Source organism: Robiginitomaculum antarcticum DSM 21748 (assembly GCF_000365025.1).
GTDB classification, from domain to species: domain Bacteria; phylum Pseudomonadota; class Alphaproteobacteria; order Caulobacterales; family Maricaulaceae; genus Robiginitomaculum; species Robiginitomaculum antarcticum.
This window is the reverse complement of record NZ_KB823011.1, coordinates 303,231-325,370: the sequence shown is the minus strand read 5'-3', so window position 1 is coordinate 325,370 and position 22,140 is coordinate 303,231. Positions and strand designations below refer to the sequence as shown.

The following is a 22,140-nucleotide window of genomic DNA, read 5'->3' as shown; positions in this document are numbered from 1 at the left end:
GGGCCTATTCTATATTGGCGACTTGTTCACGAAATTGCTCATTGGCGCTTTTCAAATCAAGCCCGATTCGGGTCAAGACAAGGTCACCTGATTTACTGCAAAGCGTATTTATTTCACGGTTAAATTCCTGCGCCAGAAAGTCGAGCTTGCGGCCAATAGGCGATCCGTCATTCATATGCGTCCGCGCCTGCGAGATATGGGCGTCAAGACGGTCAATTTCCTCGCGAACATCGGCTTTCACCGCCAGCAAAGCGGCCTCTTGCGCAAGGCGCTCCTCTCCCAGGTTTTCGCCGAGAAGTTGCGTAAATTTTTCCAGTAATTCATCCTTGATCCGAAGCCCGCGCGATACGGCCTGCTCCGCCGCATCGTGCGTTAGATTGCGCATGGTATCGACAATCGCCATCACATCATCACGCAAAGCCGCACCCTCGGCCTCGCGCGCGCCGATTAGCGTTTTGACGCAGTCCTTGAGACCTGCAAGCAGCGTATCGCGCAGCTTTATATCATCTTCTGTCAGCGCGGGTATTTGGCTTGGACGCACCACGCCGGGAACGGTAAACAGTCGCGCCATAACGATGGGCTGCAGCTCTTTAGGGTCGCGATACCCCAGCTCCGCCGCGAGGCCACCCAGTAAATCTCTGTCCAGCTCCATATCACCGGGCGCGCCTGCGCGCGAAAGCGAGAGCACACCCTGAACGTTACCGCGCGAGAGTTTGGAGGCGACGATTTTCCGGGCCTGCGATTCAAGCAGCTCCGATCCACCGGGAAGGCGAAGGCGGATATCGAGGCCCCGGCCATTTACGCTGCGCAGTTCCCATTGCCACGCTATGCCGTCACATTCGCCGCTGCGTCGGGCAAATCCTGTCATAGAGCGGATTGCCATTATGGCCCGCCTAGCGCGCGGTCGCGCTCTATTTTTCGCCACTGCGCAACATTGCGCACATGCTCGTCATAGGTGCCGGCAAAGGCATGACCCCCTGTCCCGTCAGCGACAAAGAACAGGTCATTGGAAACGGGCGGGTTTAAAACAGCAGCAATCGCGGCCTTGCCGGGGTTGGCAATTGGCGTGAGTGGGAGGCCGTCAATTTGATAAGTGTTCCAATCGGTTTTAAGATCAATCTCGCTGCGGCGAAGACCGCGCTGCCGGCCATCGCGCCCAAGCAATATCTCACCTTTTGAAATACCGTAAATAATGGTGGGATCGGATTCCAGCCGCATGCCGCGCCGCAGGCGATTGACAAATACGGCCGCCACACGGGCGCGCTCCCCGTCAAGTCCGGTCTCTTTTTCAACGATAGAGGCCAGAATGATCGCTTCGCGTTTCGTCGTAAAGGGCAGATCGGGGGCCCGATTATCCCATAGCGCATCAATGGTTTTATCCTGCGCGATACGCATTTGATCGACCACGCTTTGCCTGCTGTCCCCGCGCATATAAAGATAGGTTTCGGGTAACAGACGGCCCTCTGGCGGACTATCTGTTATCTGTCCCGTGAGCTTTTGCGCCGCGTTTAACTTAGCGATAATCTGCGCTGTCGTCCGGCCTTCGGGCACCGTAAATCCGTATTGAATAGGTTTGCCATTCGCCAGCTGCTCGTAAACACTTTTCATACTAGCGGGAAGTTTGATTTCAAATTCACCGGCTTTAAGGCCGGCCTCGCGGCCCTCGATCTTATGGACAAACTTGAAAATAAACGCGCTTGTTATCAGCCCGTCATTTTCCAGACGCTCCGCCATAGACGATAATCCTGTGCCGCGCGGGACATCAACGACAACGCTGCGCTGCTCTCCGTCCGGCACAGCGTTATAGCGATATTGAAACACGGCATAGCTGCCCAAAATACCCGCCGCGGCAATCGTGAGCAGCGCAAACAGCCCGATAAAAAAGAGCGCGATTTTACTGCGTTTGGGGAGCTTTGCCCGCGGCGCCGGACGTTTAGGAGGTTGCGTTTCGAGAGTCTTCGCTGTGGAAAATTGCAGCTTCTTGGATGGCGCCTTGGGCTTATGCATTTACGCTTTACCGAAGATCAATGCCGCATTTGTGCCGCCAAATCCAAAACTGTTAGACAATACGGCATCGCTTTTAAACGCAACCGGTTTGTGCGCCGCCAAATTCATTTTGGTATCCACGGACGGATTGTCCAGATTGATCGTCGGCGGCGCGATCTGATCGCGCAGCGCTAGAATAGAGAACACAGCTTCAACCGCGCCCGCCGCACCAAGCAAATGGCCGATAGAGCTTTTTGTCGATGACATGGTCACATTTTTAGCATGATCACCGAAAAAGCGTTCAACCGCGCGCACTTCGATTTCGTCGCCAACTGGCGTGGACGTGCCGTGCGCGTTGACATAGCCAATATCGCTCTCGCTGATTCCGGCGTCTTTAAGCGCGGCTTTCATAGCGCGGAAACCGCCATCACCATCCGGCGACGGACTGGTGATATGATAAGCATCGCCGGACAGGCCATAGCCGAGATATTCTCCATATATGGTCGCGCCGCGCGCTTTGGCGTGCTCATACTCTTCTAGCACCACCGCGCCTGCACCCTCGCCCATTAAAAAACCGTCGCGGCCTTCATCATAGGGTCGCGACGCCGCCTCCGGCGTTTCATTATACGCCGTCGTCATAGCGCGGCAGGCGACAAAGCCTGCAATACCGAGACGGCAAATAGCAGCTTCACCGCCGCCGGCTATCATAACATCGGCGTCGCCGCGCTGGATCAAGCGGGCCGCATCGCCAATAGCGTGAGCACCGGTCGCGCAGGCGGTCACAACACTATGGTTGGGGCCTTTAAAACCGTGACGAATAGAAATTTGTCCGCTGGCCAGATTAATCAGCATGGACGGAATAACAAAAGGAGAGAGGCGGCGCGGGCCTTTCTCGGCAAGGGTAATTGATGCGTCATAGGTGGTCTGCAATCCCCCTATGCCTGAGCCGAACAATACGCCTGTGCGCTCTTGCGCTTCGCGGTCATCTTCGGCCGGAGTCCAACCTGAATCAGCAATCGCCTCATCGGCCGCAGCGATAGAATAGAGAATAAAATCGTCGACGCGTTTACGCTCGCGGGAGCTCATGACAGAATCAGGATCAAAAACCCCGGCCATATCAGGCGAGCCGCCGCCGCGGCCATCTACGCGCGGCACATTTGCCGCGATTTTACAAGCCAGATCATCGGTTTCGAAATCCGTGATCCGGTTTGCGCCTGACGCACCTGATAATAGGCGCTCCCAAACGGTTTTGGCCCCGCAACCCAAAGGAGTTACGAGGCCAATTCCTGTGACGACAACACGCCGCATTATAATTTAGACTTTAGCAGAGATGAATTTCACCGCATCGCCAACAGTCTGAATGTTTTCAGACTCGTCTTCTTTGATTTCGATGTCGAATTCCTCTTCGAACGCCATGATGATCTCTACGGTATCGAGGCTATCTGCGCCCAGATCATCAATAAAGTGAGCATTTTCAGTCACTTTTGATTCTTCGACGTCGAGATGCTCAACAACCATTTTTTTTACACGAGCTGCTACATCAGACATATGTAATTCCTTTTTAGTGGGCGCAGTAAAACAGTGCTTACCGCTATTTATGACGCAAGCGCCGAGACTTAAATGGGATTTAGACTGACAAAGTCAAGTCGCCCCCCGATTCAGCGCGTGGGTTACCATATTAAATCCGTGGTGACCAGAAGCGCTATTGACAAAAATTCAGCCTCTAAGTCTCTGATTTTTATCAGAGCCATAGGGTTATCTCCGCCAATTAACCTATATCATCGCCATGCCGCCATTCACATGGAGCGTTTGACCCGTAACATAGCCCGCTTCAGTCGAAGACAAATACAGCGCGGCGGCAGCAATATCATCGCTTGTGCCCAACGCACCGGCCGGGATTTTGACGAGAATCGCGTCTTTTTGTGCATCGGTCAGAACATCTGTCATTGGAGAGCCGATAAAGCCCGGCGCAATACAGTTCGCTGTAATATTTCGCGACGCCACTTCCTGCGCGATAGATTTGGTAAAGCCGATCATGCCCGCTTTGGACGCGGCGTAATTGGCCTGTCCCGGATTTCCGGTCACGCCGACCACGCTGGTAATACCGATTATGCGCCCCCATCGGGCTTTCATCATGGGACGCAGACAAGCTTTGGTCAGGCGGAAATAAGCTTCAAGATTGACCTTTTGAACAAGATCCCAATCTTCTTGCTTCATGCGCATCAACAGACCGTCGCGGGTTAGGCCCGCATTAGAGACAAAAATATCAACATGACCGCCCATCGCCTCTGACGCTTGAGCCGCTAAATTATCGACAGCATCACCATCTGATAGATCACAAGGGGTTACAAACGCCCCCTTACCTAATTCTTCCGCTAAACCCTCCAGCTTTTCAGCCCGTGTTCCTGATAAAGCGACATGCGCGCCAGCGGCGTGAAGTTGCCGCGCGATTGCGCCTCCAAGGCCGCCTGTTGCGCCGGTGACCAGCGCGCGTTTTCCTGTCAGATCAAACATATTTATCCTTTTAAATGTGCCGCGAAAGCTTCAAGGGCCTCCGGCGTGTCCAGTCTATGCCCCGTCAGATCGTCTGTAATGCGCTTTAACATCGTTGTCAGAACCTTGCCTGTACCCGGCTCAGCCAAATCAGTGACGCCTTGCGCCGCCATAAATTGCACTGATTCACGCCAGCGCACCTGTCCTGTGACCTGCGTTACCAAGTCGGCCTTAAGCTGCACAGGATCAGTCACAGGCTGGGCCGTGACGTTGTTCACAATCGGCACAGCGGGCGCGTTAAATGTTACGCTGGCCAGCGCGTCTTTCATGACCTGCGCGGCGGGCGCCATGAGGTCACAATGAAACGGGGCGGAGACCGGGAGCATCATGGCGCGTTTGACGCCCATATCGGTCGCAGCCTGCGCCGCGGCCTCGACGGCAGCTTTCTCGCCCGAGATCACGATCTGTCCCACTGCATTGTCATTAGCGACCTGGCAGACGCCGATCTTGCGGCCTGCGGCGGCGGCGGCCTGCGCGTCCTCAGGCGATGCGCCCAGCAGCGCCGCCATAGCGCCAATCCCCGGCGCGACGGCGTCCTGCATGGCTTGGCCGCGAAGTTTCAACAGCTTAGCCGTATCTTGTAATCCAATAACGCCTGCAGCGCAGAGTGCAGAATATTCTCCCAAAGAATGTCCGGCGGCGTATTTAGCAGCCGTAATATCAATGCCGAACTCGGCCTTTAACGCCTGCATGGCCGCGACAGAACAGGCCATTAAAGCAGGCTGCGCGTTCTCGGTCAGGGTCAAATCTTCGATCGCGCCTTCGGTCATCAGGGCAAATAGCTTTTGCCCCAGCGCATCATCGACGGCGTCAAACACGTCTTTGGCTGCCGGAAAAGCGGCGGCAAGCTCCGCGCCCATACCGACGTTCTGGCTTCCTTGTCCGGGAAATATAAAGGCAAGTGACATAATCTTCTTTCGTGTAATTTGGGCGCGCAATGCGGGATAGACTCCCGTCCGCCAAGCCTTAGCCTATCGCCCAAAGCAGAGCAACGCCGCAGACGCCGGGCGGGCGGCATTCCATGCTGTTACGGCTTGCATTGCAAGGGTAACACTATATATGTGCGCGTCTTGATCGATTGCGGTCTGTCTTGGCCCTGTGCATGGTGCACATCCAGAGTCAGAACCATCGCCGGCGCTTCCCTTCGGTTGCCCAGCGCCGCAATCCAATTAGAAGGGCCATCGAAATGGCATTATATGAACACGTGGTTATGTCACGTCCCGACATCTCGTCTGCGCAAGTTGACGAAATTGTCGAAAACCTAACTGCGAAAATCGCAGATCTGGGCGGCTCTGTCGGCCGCACTGAATATTGGGGTTTACGCAACCTCGCTTATCGCGTCCGTAAGAACCGCAAAGCCCATTACAGCCTGCTTCAAGTTGAAGCTCCGGCCGGCGCATTGCACGAAGTCGAGCGTATGCACCGCATTAATGAAGACATTCTTCGCTATCTGACCATTCGCGTCGAAGAGCACAATGATGATCAGTCGCCGATCCTGGCAAAACGCGAAGAGCGTAAAAAACGTGATCGGAGAGATTAATCATGGCCCGTAAATCCGACATTAAAATCGAAAACCTGCCGTCACGGACTCCGTTTCGCCGCCGCCGCAAGGTTTGTCCTTTCTCAGGCGAGAATGGCAAGACAATCGATTACAAAGATCCAAAGCTTTTGCAGCGTTACACATCCGAAAAGGGCAAAATTGTCCCGTCCCGGATTTCTGCAGTATCGCACAAGAAACAACGTGAGCTGGCCCAAGCCATCAAACGCGCCCGCTTTTTGGCGCTGATGCCTTACGCCGGCACATAGGAGGACTGAGCAATGCAAGTTATCCTACTCGAACGCGTTGATAATCTGGGCGCTATGGGCGAAGTCGTTTCAGTAAAGCCGGGTTTTGCCCGTAACTTCCTGCTGCCAAACGAAAAAGCTTTGCGCGCAACTGACGGCAATATGGCCCGCTTTGAAGCGCAGCGTGAAGTGCTTGAAAAGCGCAACGCCGAAAACGCTGAAAAAGCCCGCAATGAAGGCGGCGGTATTGACGGACAAAGTTTTGTCGTTATCCGCAAGGCCGGCGAAACAGGCATGCTTTACGGCTCTGTTACAGCCCGCGATATTGCCGAAATTGTTGGTCATAACGTATCGCGCAGCATGGTGAAACTCGAGCAGCCTATCAAGGCGCTTGGCGTAACACCTGTTCGCATCAAGCTTCACCCCGAAGTCGAAGTCAATGTTGAAATCAACGTGGCCCGCACAGAGGAAGAAGCTGAACGTCAAGCCAAAGGCGAAGACGTTATTGCGACGCAAATGGACGATGACCGCGCACAAGCGGAAGACGCCATTTCAGAGCGCGGCGAAATCAATGCCGAAATGTTTGAAGAAGAGGCTCTGGCCGCGCAAGCTGCTGAAGATCTTGGCGCGCCTAAAGGCGAAGAAGAAGAATAGCGCCTGCCGCTTCGGCAACATTAATAAATTCAGAGCCCGCCATCTTGGCGGGCTTTTTTATTGTTTCGCCCTGCGTCAAATAAGCGGCATGGGAACGTAAGGGCGCAGCCCTCGTTGATATGACAACACCCCCTATTTGCGGAGCACGCCATGAACGCCATTGTCACGATCAACCCCTATACTGAAAAACCGATTACACATCATAAGATGATGAATGATTTTGAAGTCGCGCAGGCGGTTGAGGAGTGTCATACAGCCTTTTTAAAGTGGCGCGAAGAAACGCCGGAGGCCCGTGCCAAAATCATCAGTAAAATTGGCAAAGCGCTACTAAAAAACGAAGACAAATTAGCAAAATTAATAACTGACGAGATGGGCAAACTGCTCTCGCAAAGCCATCAGGAAGTCCAGCTCTGCGCAGGAATATGTGACTGGACGGCTCAAAACGGTCCCGGGCAACTTGAAGACGAGAAGCGCGATGTGGACTCAGAGACGCGCGGCGTCATCACCTATTCGCCCATTGGCGTAATTTATGGCATTCAGCCTTGGAATTATCCGACTTATCAGGTCATTCGCTACTCTATATCCAATTTGATGGCCGGGAATGGCGTTTTGTTAAAGCACGCCTCCTGCGTCACCGGGACGGGTCAGTTGCTTGCTCAAATTTACAGCGAGGCCGGACTTCCGGACGGTTTGTTTACTTCCCTGATCATCTCACACGAACAATCCGACGCCGTGATCCGCAATGAACGCGTACGCGGCGTAACCCTGACGGGCAGCTCCGAGGCCGGCCGTTATGTGGCCGAAAAATGCGCGAGTGTATTGAAGAAAACTGTTCTCGAGCTTGGCTCTAATGATGCTTATATTGTTCTGGCCGATGCTGATCTGGAAAAAGCCGTCGAAATCTGCGTCCAGGGCCGCGTCTATAATAATGGCGAGACCTGTATCGCGGCAAAGCGCTTTATCGTTGTCGATGAGATTTATGATGATTTTAAAGCTGCCTTCGTCAAGGCTATGTCTAATTTAACCGTCGGCGATCCGACAAAAGACGATGTCGATATGGGTCCAATGGCCCGCAAGGATTTGCGAGAAACCTTGCACAAACAGGTTAAGGACAGCGTTGCGGCCGGGGCTAAAATCCTATGCGGTGGTAAAATGCCGGACCGCAGAGGTTATTTCTATCCCGCGACCGTTCTTGGCAATGTCCTGCCCGGGCAGCCTGCTTATGATGACGAGCTTTTCGACCCCGTCGCATCGCTTATCCATGCTGAAAATGCTAATGACGCCATGCGCATCGCCAATGACAGCCGTTTCGGTCTTGGCGGCGGTATCATATCCGAAGATGTTGACGGCGCGGTCAAGCTCGCCAGTGAGCATTTCGATACCGGAATGGTGTTCATTAACCGCTTCGGCCTCGCCGTTCCCAATATGCCGTTTGGCGGCGTGAAAGATTCCGGCAATGGCCGCGAACATGGCGGCTTTGGCCTTAAGGAATTCATGAATATAAAGTCTGTTATTATTCAAAAATAGGCATATTGATTTTAAACGATTTTCCAATTGTGTGACTTGCCCGCAAGCGCGCGCGCTTCTATGCATGAGCCCTAACAAATTACGGATCTCAAATGGCTGCTCAAAACGTTCTTGACCTTATCGGCAATACGCCGCTCATCCGCCTTCACGAAGCGTCCAAGCTGACGGGATGCGAGATTTACGGCAAGGCCGAATTTCTTAATCCGGGTCAGTCGGTCAAAGACAGGGCCGCATTGGAAATTATTCGCAGCGCAGAGCGTAGCGGCGCGTTAAAACCCGGCGGGTTTGTCGTCGAAGGCACGGCCGGCAATACCGGCATCGGTCTGGCCATGGTCAGCGCGGCGTTGGGTTATCGGTGCAAGATCGTCATTCCGCGTTCGCAGAGCCAAGAGAAAAAAGACGCTATCCGTTTGCTCGGCGCGGAATTGATTGAAGTCGACGCTGTACCCTATGCCAATCCCGATAATTACGTCAAATATTCAGGCCGTCTGGCCGAAGAACTGGCGAAAAGCGAGCCTAATGGCGCCATCTGGGCCAACCAGTTCGACAATACCGCCAATCGCGACGCCCATTATAAAACGACAGGTCCTGAAATCTTTGAGCAGACGGATGGTAAGGTCGACGGCTTTATCTGTGCTGTCGGCTCGGGCGGAACGCTGGGCGGCGTCTCCATGGCGCTTAAACAGCGCAATCCAAATATCCAGATCGGCGTCGCTGATCCTTATGGCTCAAAAATGTTTGCCTATTATGATCACGGCCAGCTTGAGAGCGAAGGCAATTCCATCACTGAAGGCATAGGCCAAGGCCGTATCACCGCGAATTTGGAAGGCATTCAAGTCGACCGCGCCTATCAAATTTCTGATAAAGAAGCGCTGCAGATTATCTTCGCGCTGACGCAGCTCGAAGGTCTGAACCTGGGCGGAAGCAGCGGCATTAACATTGGCGGAGCGATCCATATGGCGCGCGAAATGGGCCCCGGACATACGATTGTGACCATCCTGTGCGACTATGGCAGCCGCTATCAGTCCAAAATCTATAACCCCGAATTTTTACGCGAAAAAGGCCTACCTGTCCCGCCATGGATGAGTTAGCTACAAGATATTATCGTGGAAGTGATCTCACGCATCGCATGATGTTGATGATGGCCTATAATGAGGTTTTTATCGATGCGACTTGGGAGCTACCCGGCACCGAAGACAATCTTCCCGTAAAGTATTTGGCGGGTGCAATATTTTTTGACCTAGGTAAAATTAAAACCCTAACGCCTTTAGGAGCGGCATTTCCGCCCGCAGATCACGTTGCGAAAATGGCTGATGCGATGGGCATCAGTAACGATGATCATCTTATATTGTATGACAGAAATGGATTGTTTTCCGCCCCTCGTGTTTGGTGGACATTTAAATCTGTTGGCCATAAAAAGGTTGAGATTATTAATGGTGGTCTGCCTGCTATAATTGCGGGCGGATATTCACCTTCTATTTCCGATAAACTTAGAACGCCCACTCCATCGAAAGGCTACATTCCAAGTCCGCCATTGGTAAAAGGTGTGACGATTGAAGAGGTGCTAATAGCGATAGAAAATGGCACACAAATCGTCGATGCCCGAAGTCACGGACGATTTTCCGGCACTGAACCTGAACCAAGAAAAGGTTTAAGAAGTGGCCATATTCCGGGCTCAATAAACCTTCCCCTTGGTAATTTATTGAATGATAAAAAGTGTATCACGGACGAAACAAAACATAAGATTGCGAAAGCTGGAATTGATCTGTCCAAGCCAATAATAACAACATGCGGCTCCGGCGTTACGGCTGCGGGCTTAGCCTTCATTTTCGACGTATTCGGTGCAAAAGATGTATCAGTATACAGCGGAAGCTGGGCCCAATATGGCGCAAGCTCGCACCCGATCGAAACTGGCCCGTAGGATAGCGACATGAAAGATTCGACCAAATTTATCCATACAGGCCGTCCAAAGGTCGGAACAGGAACGCCGGTCAATCGCGAGATTACCCGCGCCTCGACGCTATTATTCGATAAGGCAGAAGATTTATACAGTAGCGACTTTCGCAATTATGGGCGTCAAGGCAGCGCGGTTCATGACGACTTGGCCGCCATATTTTGCAAGTTGGAACTCGGCGAGGCCTGCGACTTTGCGCCTAGCGGACTGGCGGCCTGCACCCTCGCCATCATGGCCTGCGTGAAGTCCGGAGACCACGTCCTGCTCACCGATAATTGTTATGGCCCGGTGCGCAGCTTTGCCGACACATTTTTAAAACGCATGGGCGTGACGACGACGCGGTTTAACCCGCGGACCGGAGCGGGCATATCTGAGCTTATTAAGGATAATACCACCCTCATTTGGCTCGAATCCCCCGGCAGCCTGACATTCGAACTGCATGACCTGCCCGCTATCGCTCATGCCGCAAAGGCCAAAGGCGTCACCACAGCGATCGACAACACATGGTCGGGTGGCATCACGTTAAAACCGCTCACGCTGGGCATTGATATATCCGTCCACGCCGCCACGAAATATTTCTGCGGGCATAGCGATATTGTATTCGGCGCGGTTGTATCTTCTAGCGAAAAGATCGGCAAGCGCATTACCGCTGTGCGCAAACAAATTGGTCACCACACATCGCCCGATGACGCCTATCAAATCCTGCGCGGCGCGCGCACGGTGCATATGCGTTTCGCCCGCGCCGAAGCGAGCGCGCTCATGCTCGCAACATGGCTGGAGGACTGTGATGAGGTGCAACAGGTTTTGCACCCCGCCCTGCCAAACCACCCGGATCATGATATCTGGGCGCGTGATTTTACCGGCGGGGCCTGTCTGTTCGGCGTTGTTTTAAAACCCGTAGCCGAGGCCAAAGTTCTGGCCTTTATCAACGCCCTTAACCTCTTCGGGATCGGCTATAGCTATGGCGGGTTTGAGAGTCTGTGTATTCATTGCGATCCACAGCTTAACCGCACCACCTCAGAGAGTTTCGGCGGGCCGCTGATCCGCTTTGCCTGCGGGCTGGAAGACGCCGCCGACCTGAAAGCTGACATTGCGCAGGCCCTGCCAAATCTAAAATAACGAAATCCGAACGGGGTTTACTCGCTCGGCATATCCACGCGGATATGAAGCTCGCGCAAAGCTTTGGTGTCGACCTGTGCGGGCGCGTTCATCATCAAATCCTGCGCCTGTCCATTCATCGGGAACAGGATCACGTCGCGTATTGTGTCCGTTCCGGCGAGCAGCATGACAATACGGTCAACACCGGGCGCAATGCCCCCATGCGGCGGGGCGCCGAATTTAAACGCATTGATCATGCCCGCAAATTTGTCGTCCACAACTTCGGGGCCGTATCCTGCCATCTCGAAGGCTTTATACATGATGTCGGCTTTGTGGTTTCTGATCGCGCCCGACGATAATTCGACGCCATTACAAACGATATCATATTGATAAGCCAGAATCTCGAGCTGTTTCTCGATCGTATCGGCCGCTTCGAGCACCGCCATGCCGCCTTGCGGCATGGAAAACGGGTTATGCGAGAACTCAATTTTCTTATTGTCTTCATCCCATTCATACATGGGGTAATCGACAACCCAGCAGAATTTGAATATGCCCTCGGGAATAAGATCAAGATCGGCGGCGACTTTATTGCGGGCCGCGCCGGCAAGTTTATAAGCGCCGTCTTTTTTGCCCGCAGAGAAGAAAATGCCGTCGCCCGCGCCGAGACCCATTTTGGTGAGCAGCTCTTTGAGAAATTCGTTTGAGAAGCCTTTAAGCACAGGATCCTGGGATTTGACATTGCCGTCATCATCCAGCGACAAACGCGCATATCCGAGGCCCGGCATCTGCATTTCTTTCTTCGCCCATTTGTCCATATTGTCGAAGAATTTACGCGACTGGCTGGCCGCCGCTTGCGGCGCAGGAATAGCAATGACTTTACCGCCGCCATTGGTAATTTTAGCAAAAATACCAAATCCGGTCTTGCTTTCATCGGTAAAAAATTCCGACACATCGGTCAGCTCAAACGGGATGCGCAGATCAGGTTTGTCGGAGCCGTATTTCTCAATACTCTCTTTATAGGGAATGCGCGGGAACGGCGTCTGAACTTCGCGGCCCTCTGCAAACTCTTCAAACACGCCCGCCATGACAGGCTCAATCGCCTGGAAAACGTCCTCTTGAGTGACAAAGCTCATTTCCACGTCGAGCTGATAGAACTCACCGGGACTACGGTCTGCGCGCGCATCTTCGTCGCGAAAACACGGCGCAATTTGGAAATAACGGTCAAACCCCGCCACCATAATCAGCTGTTTAAATTGCTGCGGGGCTTGGGGCAGCGCATAGAATTTACCGGGGTTGAGGCGTGACGGCACTAGAAAATCGCGCGCGCCTTCGGGCGAACTGGCTGTTAGAATTGGCGTTTGAAATTCGGTAAAGCCCTGGTCAATCATACGGCGACGCAGAGAGTTAATCACGCGACCGCGCAGCAGGATATTTTTGTGCAGAGTCTCGCGGCGCAGATCCAGATAGCGGTGCTTAAGGCGGATCTCTTCGGGGTAATCCTGCTCTCCAAAGACGGGAAGCGGCAGCGACGCCGCCGCGCTTTCGATATGAAAGGTCTCGGCACGCAGCTCAACTGCGCCAGTTGGGATCTCTGCGTTCACGGCTTCGGCGTCACGCGCGAGAAGGTCTCCGGTGACAGTGATCACACTCTCGGAGGGACAGCGCTTTGCATCTTCGTAAAAATCAGCCGTGGGGTATACGACAACCTGCGTGATGCCGTAATGGTCACGCAGATCAATAAACAGCGCATTGGCATGTTCACGTTTTCGGTGAACCCAACCGGATAATTTTACAGTTTCACCGACATTGTCAGCGCGAAGTTGGCCGCACGTATGGCTGCGATAAGCATGCATAATATAGTCCTCAGCCTGTAATCTAGGCTCTTATGGCGCGGAGCAGATAAACGGTCTGTCGCGCCGGGTTAATGTGCACGCGCAATCGGTAAGTTAAGGGTAAAAGTCAAGTCTGTGTTACGGTGATTTCATCATTCAGCTAGGCTTTGCGGGAGGATATGTCGGGTAGATTTATATTCCAGACCAGACCAATGTCGCGTAATTGCTTCAGCACCCACCATCCCGGATCGCTTTGCCCCGGCATTAATCCCAGTTTCGCGCTCTCCGGAAAGGCGTGGTGATTATTGTGCCAACATTCTCCAAATGTGAAAAGACCGCAGAACGGAACATTATGCCCCTGCACCGCTGCGCCGACATTATGAAAATCGCGGGGCCCGTGATTATGAGCGAAGTAGCCGATGAGCCAGTGTCCGAATATCGATATACTCACCCGCAAACATATACCCCATAAAACGCATCCCCACCCGCCGATAAAAAAGAGTATTATTGCGAGCGGGATTTGCTGCGCCATCGCCGTGCGCTGTATAAAAACCAAAAAAGGATCTTCTATAATTTTTTTCGGAAAACGAAAATCCGGAGCGCGCTCCAAATCAAGACGACAATGAACTTGCCAAAAATAATCAATAGTCATGGCGCGTCCATGACGCAGATAGGCATGGCACGCAGATTGACGCTGCGCCCAATCACGAAGGTCGTGGGTTTTCATTATTGTAAATGGCCCGCCTAGGCCGACAAGCGTCCCAAGGTAAACGCCAAACCGTTCTAACCAAAGCGGACAATCAAAACTGTCATGAATAAGTTTGCGATGCATGCCAAGACTATGGCCTCCACATAGTATCACAGCGCTAAGCCCTAAAAACACGGCGACATTTGTCCATGTTGTGAAGTATATAATGCCAATAATTCCGCCAGCCATCATAGACGTCCACCACAGCGATTTTACCACATCAAATCGCACATGTCCGACTGCGCAATTGCTATCCGGGCGGGCAACAACACGGTCTGTGATGTCCCGCATTACGGCTTGTCCGCGATTGGCCGTGCAATAACCTGTGTGATCAGGTAGTCCGCGCTCTCGCGCATGGCGCGGCGTTGCAACGGTCCAAAATACCATGCGGGGTCTAGATCGCGACGATAATTGATCGTCAATGTGACCCGTGTTGTCGTCTCTGTTACCGGCTCGAAGTCAACACGCGTGCCATGAATAGTCATATATTTTGAAAAATAAGTCGTGTCTGTCGTAATTTGCGTCCGGATATGGCGCGGTCCAATTTCTGCAAGTTTTAAACGCGTTTCGCCGTAATGCGTGTTGGTGAACATCCATCGGTGATAAGCAAATTTGGCTATATGCGTGTCACCTTCACTGAGCGTTCCGGCCGCGACATCATAGGGCAAAGGAAAGAGGCGCAGAAAAAGGCTACGGTCTTCTTCCAAATGGATTGGCATGGCCATATTGGATTTTAACGTGTCGACATTGCCCTCTACCACCATAGTTCGAGACACGGTTTCTTCGCGGTCAAAGCTTAGCGTTTGCGTTACGCCTTCCAGCGATAATACAGCGACAATTAGGGGAATAACGCTGGATTTGAAAACATCACTCGCCGTTTTCGGATCGTCGGGCTCGTGGCGGGCTGGCGCTATCGCAAAGTAAAGCGCAGAGAAAAACAGATAAATCGGCAAGAACATGGCGACGCAAATTATGCCTTCGCGCAGAAGAGCCGATGTACCGAGCATCACGATAATAACGGCGAGCATGTGGCGAGCAAACCGCGATGTTTTACTTAGCCCTTTAGGCTGCGGAATAAAAAGATAAATCGCAACGCCGACAAGGTAAGGTACAAAAATATAAACCAGAGCGGTTTTACCATAAACGCTGCTCAGCAACATTTGCATAATTAAAAAGAAAAATCCGATCAGTAAAAAATATCGAATCCATAAGGGCCGTGGGCCGCCCGTTTTGAGCCTGTTAATCAAGCTCTGCTTATTATGCATAGTCTCTCCTACAGACTTAGCTTAGTCACAGAAGCAGTAATAAACAATGCGGCACATTATTGACAGGCCTATTTCCCTTCCGGTTCTTTAATCAGCGCAGCATCGCGGGACAGCGCAACAAATTCGGCGCGGTAGCCATAAGGGTCAGCGCCTTTTGCGCTATTAGCCATAGTGGTAATGTCCGCCCAACTAAGCGCGGTCACGCTGTCATCGCCGCGCAGTTTCATTGCATATGCCGCAACAGCGGTGGCAAATCGCGCAGATTCAGGGGCGTTATTCATGGACGCGTACACGTCGCGGGCCGTGACGGGGCGCGATATCAGTTTGGACACATCTTCGCCCGGCTTTTTATAGCGCAGTTTGACGAATGCGATTTCGCCTTGGAAATCAGCGGCGCGTAAGTGTTCCTCGCTATAGCGCAGCGGGTCGACATCGCCCTGTCCGGTGGAGTTCGGGCTGATCTCATAAATCGCCGTGACGCTGTGGCCTGCGCCGATATCACCGGCATCAACCTTGTCATCATTAAAATCCTGACGCGCCAGCGCGCGGGTCTCATAGCCCAGCAATCGGTAGCTGCCGACAACGGCAGGGTTAAATTCAACCTGAATTTTTACGTCATTGGCAATGGGAAATAAATTGCCGGAGAAATCATCATCAAAAACTTTGCGGGCCTCGCGCACGCTGTCGATATATCCCGCCGTGCCATTCCCATTTTGAGCGAGCGCCTGAATACGATTATCTTTGATATTGCCGAGGCCATAGCCAAAGATCGACAGATAGACGCCCGTTTCGCGCTTTTCTGTGACATAATTTTTGAGCGCCTCGGGGTCGGATATACCGACATTAAAATCGCCATCCGTTGCCATAACAACCCGGTTAACGCCGCCGCGTTTGAAATAGCGTTCGGCCATCTCATAGGCTTTTTGCAGACCCGCCGCGCCCGCCGTACTGCCGCCCGCGTTCAGTGCGTTCACGGCGGCCATGATTTTGTCTTTCTCGCTACCGCGCGCGGCTTTGAGCACGACCTCTTCCCCGCTGGCGTAAGTGACAATGGAAATACGGTCTTCGGGGCGCAGTTGGTCAACCAAAATCCCCATAGATCTTTTCACGAGCGGTAATTTATTCGGCGCATTCATAGAGCCGGACACATCAATTAAAAAGACGAGATTGAGCGGCGGACGGTCTGCCGCAATATCGTCATAGCCTTTGATCCCGATATGAAGCAGCTGTGTATCCCTATTCCACGGGCTGGGCGTCACAGCAATGTTCGGGCGAAACGGCGCGTTCAGACTTTCGGGCAGCGCGTAGTCATAATCGAAGTAATTGATCATTTCTTCGATGCGAACGCTGCCGTCCGGCGGGCGCTCGCCGCGCTCGACATATTGACGGGTCAGCGCGTAGCTGGCGGTATCCACATCGGCAGAAAATGTAGACACAGGCTCGACTGCGACGTCTTTGAACGCAGAAGGATCATAATCGGCATATTCGCTCGTATCTTGCTCAGGATAATAACCATCAATACGGGGCGGCAGCGGGGCTCCACCCATTGATCCGTCCCGGCCAATCATCTGAGGTTGGGCGACAACGGCAGGCGACGGATATGAAGATGGCTTACCTTTAATACGCGAGCCCGTGACTACGATTTCATCAGCTTGCGTATTGTTTTTATTTTGATCGCCCGATGTTGAACAGGCGACCAAAGCTAAAACCGCTACGCTTAGTAATAAATGTCTCATGCTGGCCTCCGGTAATGATTTGTCCACTATATCCAATCCAATAACGACATCAATAAGGCCTGTTGTCGTATTGTTTGCACTCTAGCCGCCTAATTTTGCCGCTAAGTCTTCCAATGCGGCTTTCACCGCCTCCAATACCGCCTCATCCTCAGCGCGGGCGACAAAATTCACGCCGCGCAGCTCGTCATTGAAAAATGGATAGCTGCCGATAGAAACGCCCGGGTGCTCTTTCTCAATGTGTGCGAGCGGCGCGGCGGCATCGCCCTCGCCTATCCCCTCAACCGTCACGGTAATGGATTTAAGCGTCACGCCGCCTTTAATGCGGTAGCTGATATCGGTCAGCATACCGCGCATGATTTGTGGCACGCCCGCCAGAGTGAATACATTATGCGTCTGAAATCCCGGCGCTTGACTGACCGGGTTTTTAATCAGGCTTGCCCCATCCGGAATGCGGGCCATGCGGCGACGCGCGGCGTTAAGCTCGGACTCGTCATAGCGTTCGCGCAACTGCGCTAGCGCGTCTTCTCTCTCGCTAATACCCATCCCGAAGGCCGCCGCAATGCAATCCGCCGTGATATCGTCATGGGTCGGGCCGATCCCGCCTGTGGTGAAAACATAGTCAAAGCGCGCGGAGAAATCTTTCACCGTAGCGCTAATCGTATCGGCGTTATCAGCAATAATGCGCGCTTCCATGACGCGCACGCCAAGCGGCTCCAGCCATTTGGCGATTGTGCCCAGATTGGTATCCTGGGTGCGGCCTGATAAAAGCTCGTCACCGATCAGAATGACGCCTGCAGAAACGACTTTACTCACGGCCTGTTGCGTCCATGCGCGTCATGGCTCTCGACCCCATAATCGCCAACCACGGCGGAGGAGAGCGAAATCTCACCGGCCAGCACCGTGGCTTTGGTCGTCGCCATGGGCATATAGACACATCCGTCAATATGCCTAGGCAACACCCCCGTTTGCGCGGTGATAAAATCATCACGCTGTTGTATCATCTCAGGCGTGAAATTGTCGGTTTTATCACGGGGAATGGGCGGCGGCTTTTGGCTCACAAATGACTCATATCGTTGTTCACACAAATACTAGTCTTTCGCGTGCGTCATGGCTATATGAAGCATTAAAGGAAAGACTATGAATTATATCGACGCTGATCTTGCGCCTGCGGGCCGCTCAAATGACATTAAAATCTATAATGAAGCGGCTTTTGAGGGCATGCGCAAAGCCGGACGGCTGGCGGCGCAGTGTCTGGATATGCTTGTGCCTATGGTTAAGCCGGGCGTAACCACTGAAGCGCTGGATGATGCGGCGCGCGAATTTGTGCTCGATCACGGCGCCACGCCGGCCTGCCTGAATTATCGCGGCTACCCCAAATCCATCTGCACTTCCATCAACCATGTCGTCTGTCACGGCATTCCCGCGCCCAAGCCCATGAAAAACGGCGATATTGTTAATATTGACGTCACCGTTATTGTGGATGGCTGGCACGGCGACACATCGCGCATGTATCCGGTCGGCGAGATCAACCGCCGTGCAGAGCGCCTGATTAATATTACCTATGAAAGTCTGATGCTGGGCCTCTCAGCCGTTAAGCCGGGCAATACGACAGGCGATATCGGCCATGCTATCCAGAAATTTGCCGAAGGCGAGCGCTGCTCTGTCGTGCAGGACTTTTGCGGCCACGGCCTGGGCCGCGTCTTTCATGACGCCCCGAATATTTTGCATTTTGGACGCCCCGGTCAAGGCGAAGAATTGCGCGAAGGCATGTTCTTTACCGTCGAGCCGATGATCAATCTCGGCAAGCCGGATGTCAAAGTCCTCTCCGATGGCTGGACCGCTGTGACGCGCGACAAGAAATTAACGGCGCAATTCGAGCACAGTATTGGCGTTACAAAGACAGGCTGCGAAATATTCACACTTTCGCCTAAGGGGCTTCACAAGCCGCCTTATGTTTAAGCGTGTCATTGCCTAAGCCTGAGCATAAAGATGCCGGTCACAGGCCGCGCCTGCGCGAGCGGTTTTTGGACGGGGGGGCGGACGCCCTGCCCGATTATGAGCTGCTTGAACTTTATCTGTTCCAGTGCATTCCGCAGAAAGACACCAAACCGCTCGCCAAACGTTTGATTAACACATTCGGCAGCTTTGCCGAAGTCATGACCGCGCCTGTAGAGCGTCTGGTTGAGGTTAAAGGCGTCGGCGCAGTGACGGCAGCCAACATCAAAGTTCTGCACGCCGCGGCTTTGCGTTTGAACCGCGAAAATGTTCTCTCCCGTCCAATCCTGTCATCATGGACCGCCTTGCTCGATTATGTGCGCGGAGCCATGCAATACGAAACAAATGAGCAGTTTCGCGTTCTGTTTCTCGACAAGAAAAACCGCCTCGTCGCGGATGAGGTTCTCGGCAAAGGCACGGTCGACCGCGCGCCCGTCTATCCGCGGGAAATCATCAAGCGCGCTTTAGAATTGGGCAGCACCGCTGTCATATTATGCCATAATCATCCCAGCGGTGACCCCACACCGAGCCAGAGCGATATCGATATGACCAATGTCGTTATGGCCGCCGCTAAGCCTATTGGCATATCCGTCCATGATCATATTATTGTCGGGCGCAATAATACGGTGAGTTTTAAAAGTTTGGGGTTGATGTGAACTGGCTCTAAGCCGCCGCTTTCACAGCCGACAGTTTTGGCCACGTGACCACAAAGTCACTACCTTTACCGGGCGTAGAGATTAAATCAATATGTCCATTGTGGTAGCGGACGAGCTTTTTGACCAAAGCCAGCCCCATACCCGTGCCTTCGACCATATCGCGGGGCTTTAACGTTTGAAACATGCCGAAAACTTTTTCCTGAAAATCGACAGGAATTCCCGGGCCGTTATCGCTTACCTTAAATATATAATTATCATCCGTAACCGTGGCGGAGACCGTTACAATTCCGTTGGGTTTGTCGTGGTGCTTGAAGGCATTACTGATAAGATTGTGAAAAATTTGTTCCAAAGGCATGCGCCTTACATCAATACCGCTCAGACTGTCGTCAATTATAAGGGTCATGCCGTCAGGAATATCCAGTGCATTGGAAACATCAGCGACAAGTGTATTTGCCATGATTTCTACGCCGCCTATTTTATTTTTGCCCGCACGCGAATATTGCAGCAGACTATTAAGCAACCCTTCCATACGTTTGACCCGGCCACGCAACATAGCCAGACGCTCGCGGGTCTCATCATCAATCTTGTCATCAATATCCTCGGCTATCCACTGAGACAGATTATCGATTGAGCGCAGCGGCGATTTCAGATCATGCGAGGCGCTATAAGCAAACATTTCGAGATCTTGGTTAGTAAGCAGTAAGTTCTCCATGGCGCTATTTCGCTCGGTTTCTGCTTTCTTCTGACGCGTAATATCTCTGACAATCGCATTATAGATCATCTGGCCATCATCAGTGATCTCACTCACAGACAGCTCAAGCGGAACTTGGGTGCGACCGAATTTAAGCCCTGTGGCCTCCGAGGATTTATGCGCATTATTGCCGTCGTTATCATTTGATATGCTACGCTTATTATCCTGAATCACTGCATAGGATGCCCAGAATTGAGGGATAAGAATTTTGACATCCTTGCCTTTAATAGCTGAAAATTCATAGCCGAAAATACTCTCGCACGCTTTGTTATAGCTGAGCACTTTTCCATCTGACGAGAGCGTCATGATCCCTTCGACCGCATTTTCGAGAATGTTATTTAGGCGCTTAGCCTGCGACTGCTGCACTGCGGACATTTTATTAGCAAAAAGAATTGCGCGGCGGTTAGACCGTGTCAGCAATATAAATAACCCGACCAGCAAAATTTCCACCAAGATACCCCCGCCCAGGATGATAAGCGGTTTGTTATTAATGGCTGTCGCTTCAAAAGCCGGCCGGCTCCAAATGTCATATGTCCAGGACCGCCCGTGCATGTCCTGTATCACACTTGTTGTGTAAGCCGGCTCTCCTTTGCGGCCTTCGCGATCGGTAACTTTTTCATCAAATAATACATCGTCGCCATCGCGAATGGTTAGGCCAACGCGCCTTTGCTCATTGCCCAGTGCGCCATCCATTAATCGCTCGAATATAAACGGGGCATAGGCCATGCCGGTGAACGTATCCCGACGCTCCGTTAGCGTGGTGGGATTATCCACAGCGTAATTGGGTGCGTAGAATAAAAATCCTGGAGTTTTTCTGGCGTCCTGCACCAAAATAATAGGTCCGGTGATTTGTGCCTCGCCTGTGTCGCGGGCCTTCATCGCAGCTGTGTACCTATTATCCTCATGCGCCACATCCAGACCGACGGCGGCGCTATTGCTGGCAACAGGCTCGATAAAGGTTATGGGTAAAAACTCGCCGCGATTATGAGCTGGGAACACTTTGTAGTCAGGGCGTGTATCCCGCTGCAGGGCCAGATAGTCATCCAGGTCTTCAGGTCGGAGATAATCGATCAGGCCGATGCCGTTAATGCCCGGATAGGCCATTTCGATTTTCAGCGCTGCGCTAAACCGCTCCCAACGGTCAAGCGTCATGCCGTCAGGACTGGATTTTGTCGCCGCAACCGCGCCCCATAACACATCTTCATATTTTTTCATGCGATCGGCGATCAAATCAACAACCTGTCCGGTTTCACGGTTAAATCGCTCAGCAACCTGTGTGTCATTTTGAACCTTGGCGTATTGCCAAGCCACCATTGTGACTAGAAACGAAGCCAGAATAATTACCCAGTGAATCCAGTGAAACTGACTGGCCTGAATGATTTTGTCTTGCTGTTCAAGAAATGTCGCGCTGTCCGGGTCGTCCGGAAGCGTAAGATTTGATGTATCTGCCAGCTTAGCTGAATTTAAAGTCAAATTGATCTTCCCGTTCCATCTCTAGGCAGGGATAAGGACAAATAGTGAAAATGCTGTTTACACAGTGAATTAAGCCTACCGGCGCCTTGAAATCAGTATTCAGACCGGGCGCATGAAAAAGGCCGGA

Annotated in this window: 22 protein-coding genes; 9 read left to right on the top strand and 13 right to left on the bottom strand. The window is 52.6% G+C overall.

What is annotated here, in order from left to right:
• Positions 1-4: 4 nt before the first annotated feature.
• From H142_RS0101605 to fabD, 6 genes are all read right to left on the bottom strand, one after another.
• The gene (locus tag H142_RS0101605; protein ID WP_017930343.1) at positions 5-883 is read right to left on the bottom strand and encodes a YicC/YloC family endoribonuclease; all 879 of its coding nucleotides are present in this window, start codon (positions 881-883) and stop codon (positions 5-7) included.
• Entirely contained in the window at positions 883-2,007 is a 1,125-nt protein-coding gene (mltG, locus tag H142_RS0101600) for an endolytic transglycosylase MltG (protein WP_017930342.1), read from the bottom strand. The genes H142_RS0101605 and mltG overlap by 1 nt, the downstream gene beginning before the upstream one ends.
• The gene (gene fabF, locus H142_RS0101595; protein WP_017930341.1) at positions 2,008-3,294 is read right to left on the bottom strand and encodes a beta-ketoacyl-ACP synthase II; all 1,287 of its coding nucleotides are present in this window, start codon (positions 3,292-3,294) and stop codon (positions 2,008-2,010) included.
• A 6-nt stretch (positions 3,295-3,300) separates the two neighbouring features.
• Positions 3,301-3,534, bottom strand: a complete 234-nt coding sequence (locus H142_RS0101590) for an acyl carrier protein (RefSeq protein ID WP_017930340.1) — start codon at positions 3,532-3,534, stop codon at positions 3,301-3,303.
• Between the two features lie 225 nt (positions 3,535-3,759).
• Complete coding sequence (gene fabG / locus H142_RS0101585) at positions 3,760-4,500, bottom strand: 3-oxoacyl-[acyl-carrier-protein] reductase (RefSeq protein ID WP_017930339.1); 741 nt, start codon at positions 4,498-4,500, stop codon at positions 3,760-3,762.
• A 2-nt stretch (positions 4,501-4,502) separates the two neighbouring features.
• On the bottom strand, positions 4,503-5,447 hold the full coding sequence (gene fabD, locus H142_RS0101580) for an ACP S-malonyltransferase (RefSeq protein ID WP_017930338.1): 945 nt from the start codon (positions 5,445-5,447) through the stop codon (positions 4,503-4,505).
• A 278-nt stretch (positions 5,448-5,725) separates the two neighbouring features.
• On the opposite strand from fabD, the gene rpsF reads away from it, so the two are divergent.
• From rpsF to metC, 7 genes are all read left to right on the top strand, one after another.
• The gene (gene rpsF / locus H142_RS0101575; RefSeq protein WP_017930337.1) at positions 5,726-6,079 is read left to right on the top strand and encodes a 30S ribosomal protein S6; all 354 of its coding nucleotides are present in this window, start codon (positions 5,726-5,728) and stop codon (positions 6,077-6,079) included.
• A 2-nt stretch (positions 6,080-6,081) separates the two neighbouring features.
• Positions 6,082-6,345: a 30S ribosomal protein S18 gene (rpsR, locus tag H142_RS0101570; protein ID WP_017930336.1), complete on the top strand. Its 264-nt coding sequence runs from the start codon at positions 6,082-6,084 to the stop codon at positions 6,343-6,345.
• A gap of 12 nt (positions 6,346-6,357) precedes the next feature.
• Positions 6,358-6,978 (top strand): 50S ribosomal protein L9, encoded by a 621-nt coding sequence (gene rplI / locus H142_RS0101565; RefSeq protein ID WP_017930335.1) that lies wholly within the window; start codon positions 6,358-6,360, stop codon positions 6,976-6,978.
• A 150-nt stretch (positions 6,979-7,128) separates the two neighbouring features.
• A complete protein-coding gene (locus H142_RS0101555; RefSeq protein ID WP_017930333.1) occupies positions 7,129-8,505 on the top strand; it encodes an NAD-dependent succinate-semialdehyde dehydrogenase in 1,377 nt (458 codons plus the stop codon).
• 92 nt (positions 8,506-8,597) lie between these two features.
• Complete coding sequence (locus H142_RS0101550) at positions 8,598-9,596, top strand: cysteine synthase A (RefSeq protein ID WP_017930332.1); 999 nt, start codon at positions 8,598-8,600, stop codon at positions 9,594-9,596.
• A complete protein-coding gene (locus tag H142_RS0101545; RefSeq protein ID WP_083898903.1) occupies positions 9,584-10,426 on the top strand; it encodes a sulfurtransferase in 843 nt (280 codons plus the stop codon). The genes H142_RS0101550 and H142_RS0101545 overlap by 13 nt, the downstream gene beginning before the upstream one ends.
• A gap of 9 nt (positions 10,427-10,435) precedes the next feature.
• A complete protein-coding gene (metC, locus tag H142_RS0101540) occupies positions 10,436-11,578 on the top strand; it encodes a cystathionine beta-lyase (RefSeq protein ID WP_017930330.1) in 1,143 nt (380 codons plus the stop codon).
• 17 nt (positions 11,579-11,595) lie between these two features.
• On the opposite strand, the gene aspS is transcribed toward metC, so the two are convergent.
• The 6 genes from aspS to H142_RS0101510 form a co-directional block, all read right to left on the bottom strand.
• On the bottom strand, positions 11,596-13,410 hold the full coding sequence (gene aspS, locus H142_RS0101535; RefSeq protein ID WP_017930329.1) for an aspartate--tRNA ligase: 1,815 nt from the start codon (positions 13,408-13,410) through the stop codon (positions 11,596-11,598).
• Between the two features lie 139 nt (positions 13,411-13,549).
• On the bottom strand, positions 13,550-14,428 hold the full coding sequence (locus H142_RS0101530; protein ID WP_017930328.1) for an acyl-CoA desaturase: 879 nt from the start codon (positions 14,426-14,428) through the stop codon (positions 13,550-13,552).
• Entirely contained in the window at positions 14,428-15,402 is a 975-nt protein-coding gene (locus H142_RS0101525; RefSeq protein ID WP_017930327.1) for a hypothetical protein, read from the bottom strand. Before H142_RS0101525 ends, H142_RS0101530 begins: the two co-directional genes overlap by 1 nt.
• 68 nt (positions 15,403-15,470) lie before the next feature.
• Positions 15,471-17,138 (bottom strand): vWA domain-containing protein, encoded by a 1,668-nt coding sequence (locus H142_RS0101520; RefSeq protein WP_017930326.1) that lies wholly within the window; start codon positions 17,136-17,138, stop codon positions 15,471-15,473.
• Positions 17,139-17,219: 81 nt separating this feature from the next.
• Positions 17,220-17,951, bottom strand: a complete 732-nt coding sequence (locus H142_RS0101515; RefSeq protein WP_017930325.1) for a competence/damage-inducible protein A — start codon at positions 17,949-17,951, stop codon at positions 17,220-17,222.
• Positions 17,948-18,196 (bottom strand): hypothetical protein, encoded by a 249-nt coding sequence (locus H142_RS0101510; RefSeq protein ID WP_026147705.1) that lies wholly within the window; start codon positions 18,194-18,196, stop codon positions 17,948-17,950. Before H142_RS0101510 ends, H142_RS0101515 begins: the two co-directional genes overlap by 4 nt.
• Before the next feature lie 79 nt (positions 18,197-18,275).
• Between H142_RS0101510 and map the strand changes: the two genes are divergently transcribed.
• Together map and radC are read left to right on the top strand one after the other, a co-directional pair.
• Positions 18,276-19,097 carry a type I methionyl aminopeptidase gene (gene map / locus H142_RS0101505; protein WP_017930323.1) on the top strand — a complete coding sequence of 274 codons (822 nt, stop codon included), beginning with the start codon at positions 18,276-18,278 and terminating at the stop codon, positions 19,095-19,097.
• A gap of 8 nt (positions 19,098-19,105) precedes the next feature.
• The gene (radC, locus tag H142_RS0101500) at positions 19,106-19,789 is read left to right on the top strand and encodes a RadC family protein (RefSeq protein WP_017930322.1); all 684 of its coding nucleotides are present in this window, start codon (positions 19,106-19,108) and stop codon (positions 19,787-19,789) included.
• A 7-nt stretch (positions 19,790-19,796) separates the two neighbouring features.
• Here radC and H142_RS16030 read toward each other — a convergent pair whose 3' ends face one another.
• Positions 19,797-22,013 carry a CHASE domain-containing protein gene (locus H142_RS16030; RefSeq protein ID WP_017930321.1) on the bottom strand — a complete coding sequence of 739 codons (2,217 nt, stop codon included), beginning with the start codon at positions 22,011-22,013 and terminating at the stop codon, positions 19,797-19,799.
• Positions 22,014-22,140: the final 127 nt, after the last annotated feature.

What these genes read in the sequence shown, in the direction of transcription:
- H142_RS0101605 (WP_017930343.1), bottom strand. Translation starts at nt 883, where the DNA reads ATGGCAATCCGCTCTATGACAGGATTTGCCCGACGCAGCGGCGAATGT.
- mltG (WP_017930342.1), bottom strand. Translation starts at nt 2,007, where the DNA reads ATGCATAAGCCCAAGGCGCCATCCAAGAAGCTGCAATTTTCCACAGCG.
- fabF (WP_017930341.1), bottom strand. Translation starts at nt 3,294, where the DNA reads ATGCGGCGTGTTGTCGTCACAGGAATTGGCCTCGTAACTCCTTTGGGT.
- H142_RS0101590 (WP_017930340.1), bottom strand. Translation starts at nt 3,534, where the DNA reads ATGTCTGATGTAGCAGCTCGTGTAAAAAAAATGGTTGTTGAGCATCTC.
- fabG (WP_017930339.1), bottom strand. Translation starts at nt 4,500, where the DNA reads ATGTTTGATCTGACAGGAAAACGCGCGCTGGTCACCGGCGCAACAGGC.
- fabD (WP_017930338.1), bottom strand. Translation starts at nt 5,447, where the DNA reads ATGTCACTTGCCTTTATATTTCCCGGACAAGGAAGCCAGAACGTCGGT.
- rpsF (WP_017930337.1), top strand. Translation starts at nt 5,726, where the DNA reads ATGGCATTATATGAACACGTGGTTATGTCACGTCCCGACATCTCGTCT.
- rpsR (WP_017930336.1), top strand. Translation starts at nt 6,082, where the DNA reads ATGGCCCGTAAATCCGACATTAAAATCGAAAACCTGCCGTCACGGACT.
- rplI (WP_017930335.1), top strand. Translation starts at nt 6,358, where the DNA reads ATGCAAGTTATCCTACTCGAACGCGTTGATAATCTGGGCGCTATGGGC.
- H142_RS0101555 (WP_017930333.1), top strand. Translation starts at nt 7,129, where the DNA reads ATGAACGCCATTGTCACGATCAACCCCTATACTGAAAAACCGATTACA.
- H142_RS0101550 (WP_017930332.1), top strand. Translation starts at nt 8,598, where the DNA reads ATGGCTGCTCAAAACGTTCTTGACCTTATCGGCAATACGCCGCTCATC.
- H142_RS0101545 (WP_083898903.1), top strand. Translation starts at nt 9,584, where the DNA reads ATGGATGAGTTAGCTACAAGATATTATCGTGGAAGTGATCTCACGCAT.
- metC (WP_017930330.1), top strand. Translation starts at nt 10,436, where the DNA reads ATGAAAGATTCGACCAAATTTATCCATACAGGCCGTCCAAAGGTCGGA.
- aspS (WP_017930329.1), bottom strand. Translation starts at nt 13,410, where the DNA reads ATGCATGCTTATCGCAGCCATACGTGCGGCCAACTTCGCGCTGACAAT.
- H142_RS0101530 (WP_017930328.1), bottom strand. Translation starts at nt 14,428, where the DNA reads ATGCGGGACATCACAGACCGTGTTGTTGCCCGCCCGGATAGCAATTGC.
- H142_RS0101525 (WP_017930327.1), bottom strand. Translation starts at nt 15,402, where the DNA reads ATGCATAATAAGCAGAGCTTGATTAACAGGCTCAAAACGGGCGGCCCA.
- H142_RS0101520 (WP_017930326.1), bottom strand. Translation starts at nt 17,138, where the DNA reads ATGAGACATTTATTACTAAGCGTAGCGGTTTTAGCTTTGGTCGCCTGT.
- map (WP_017930323.1), top strand. Translation starts at nt 18,276, where the DNA reads ATGAATTATATCGACGCTGATCTTGCGCCTGCGGGCCGCTCAAATGAC.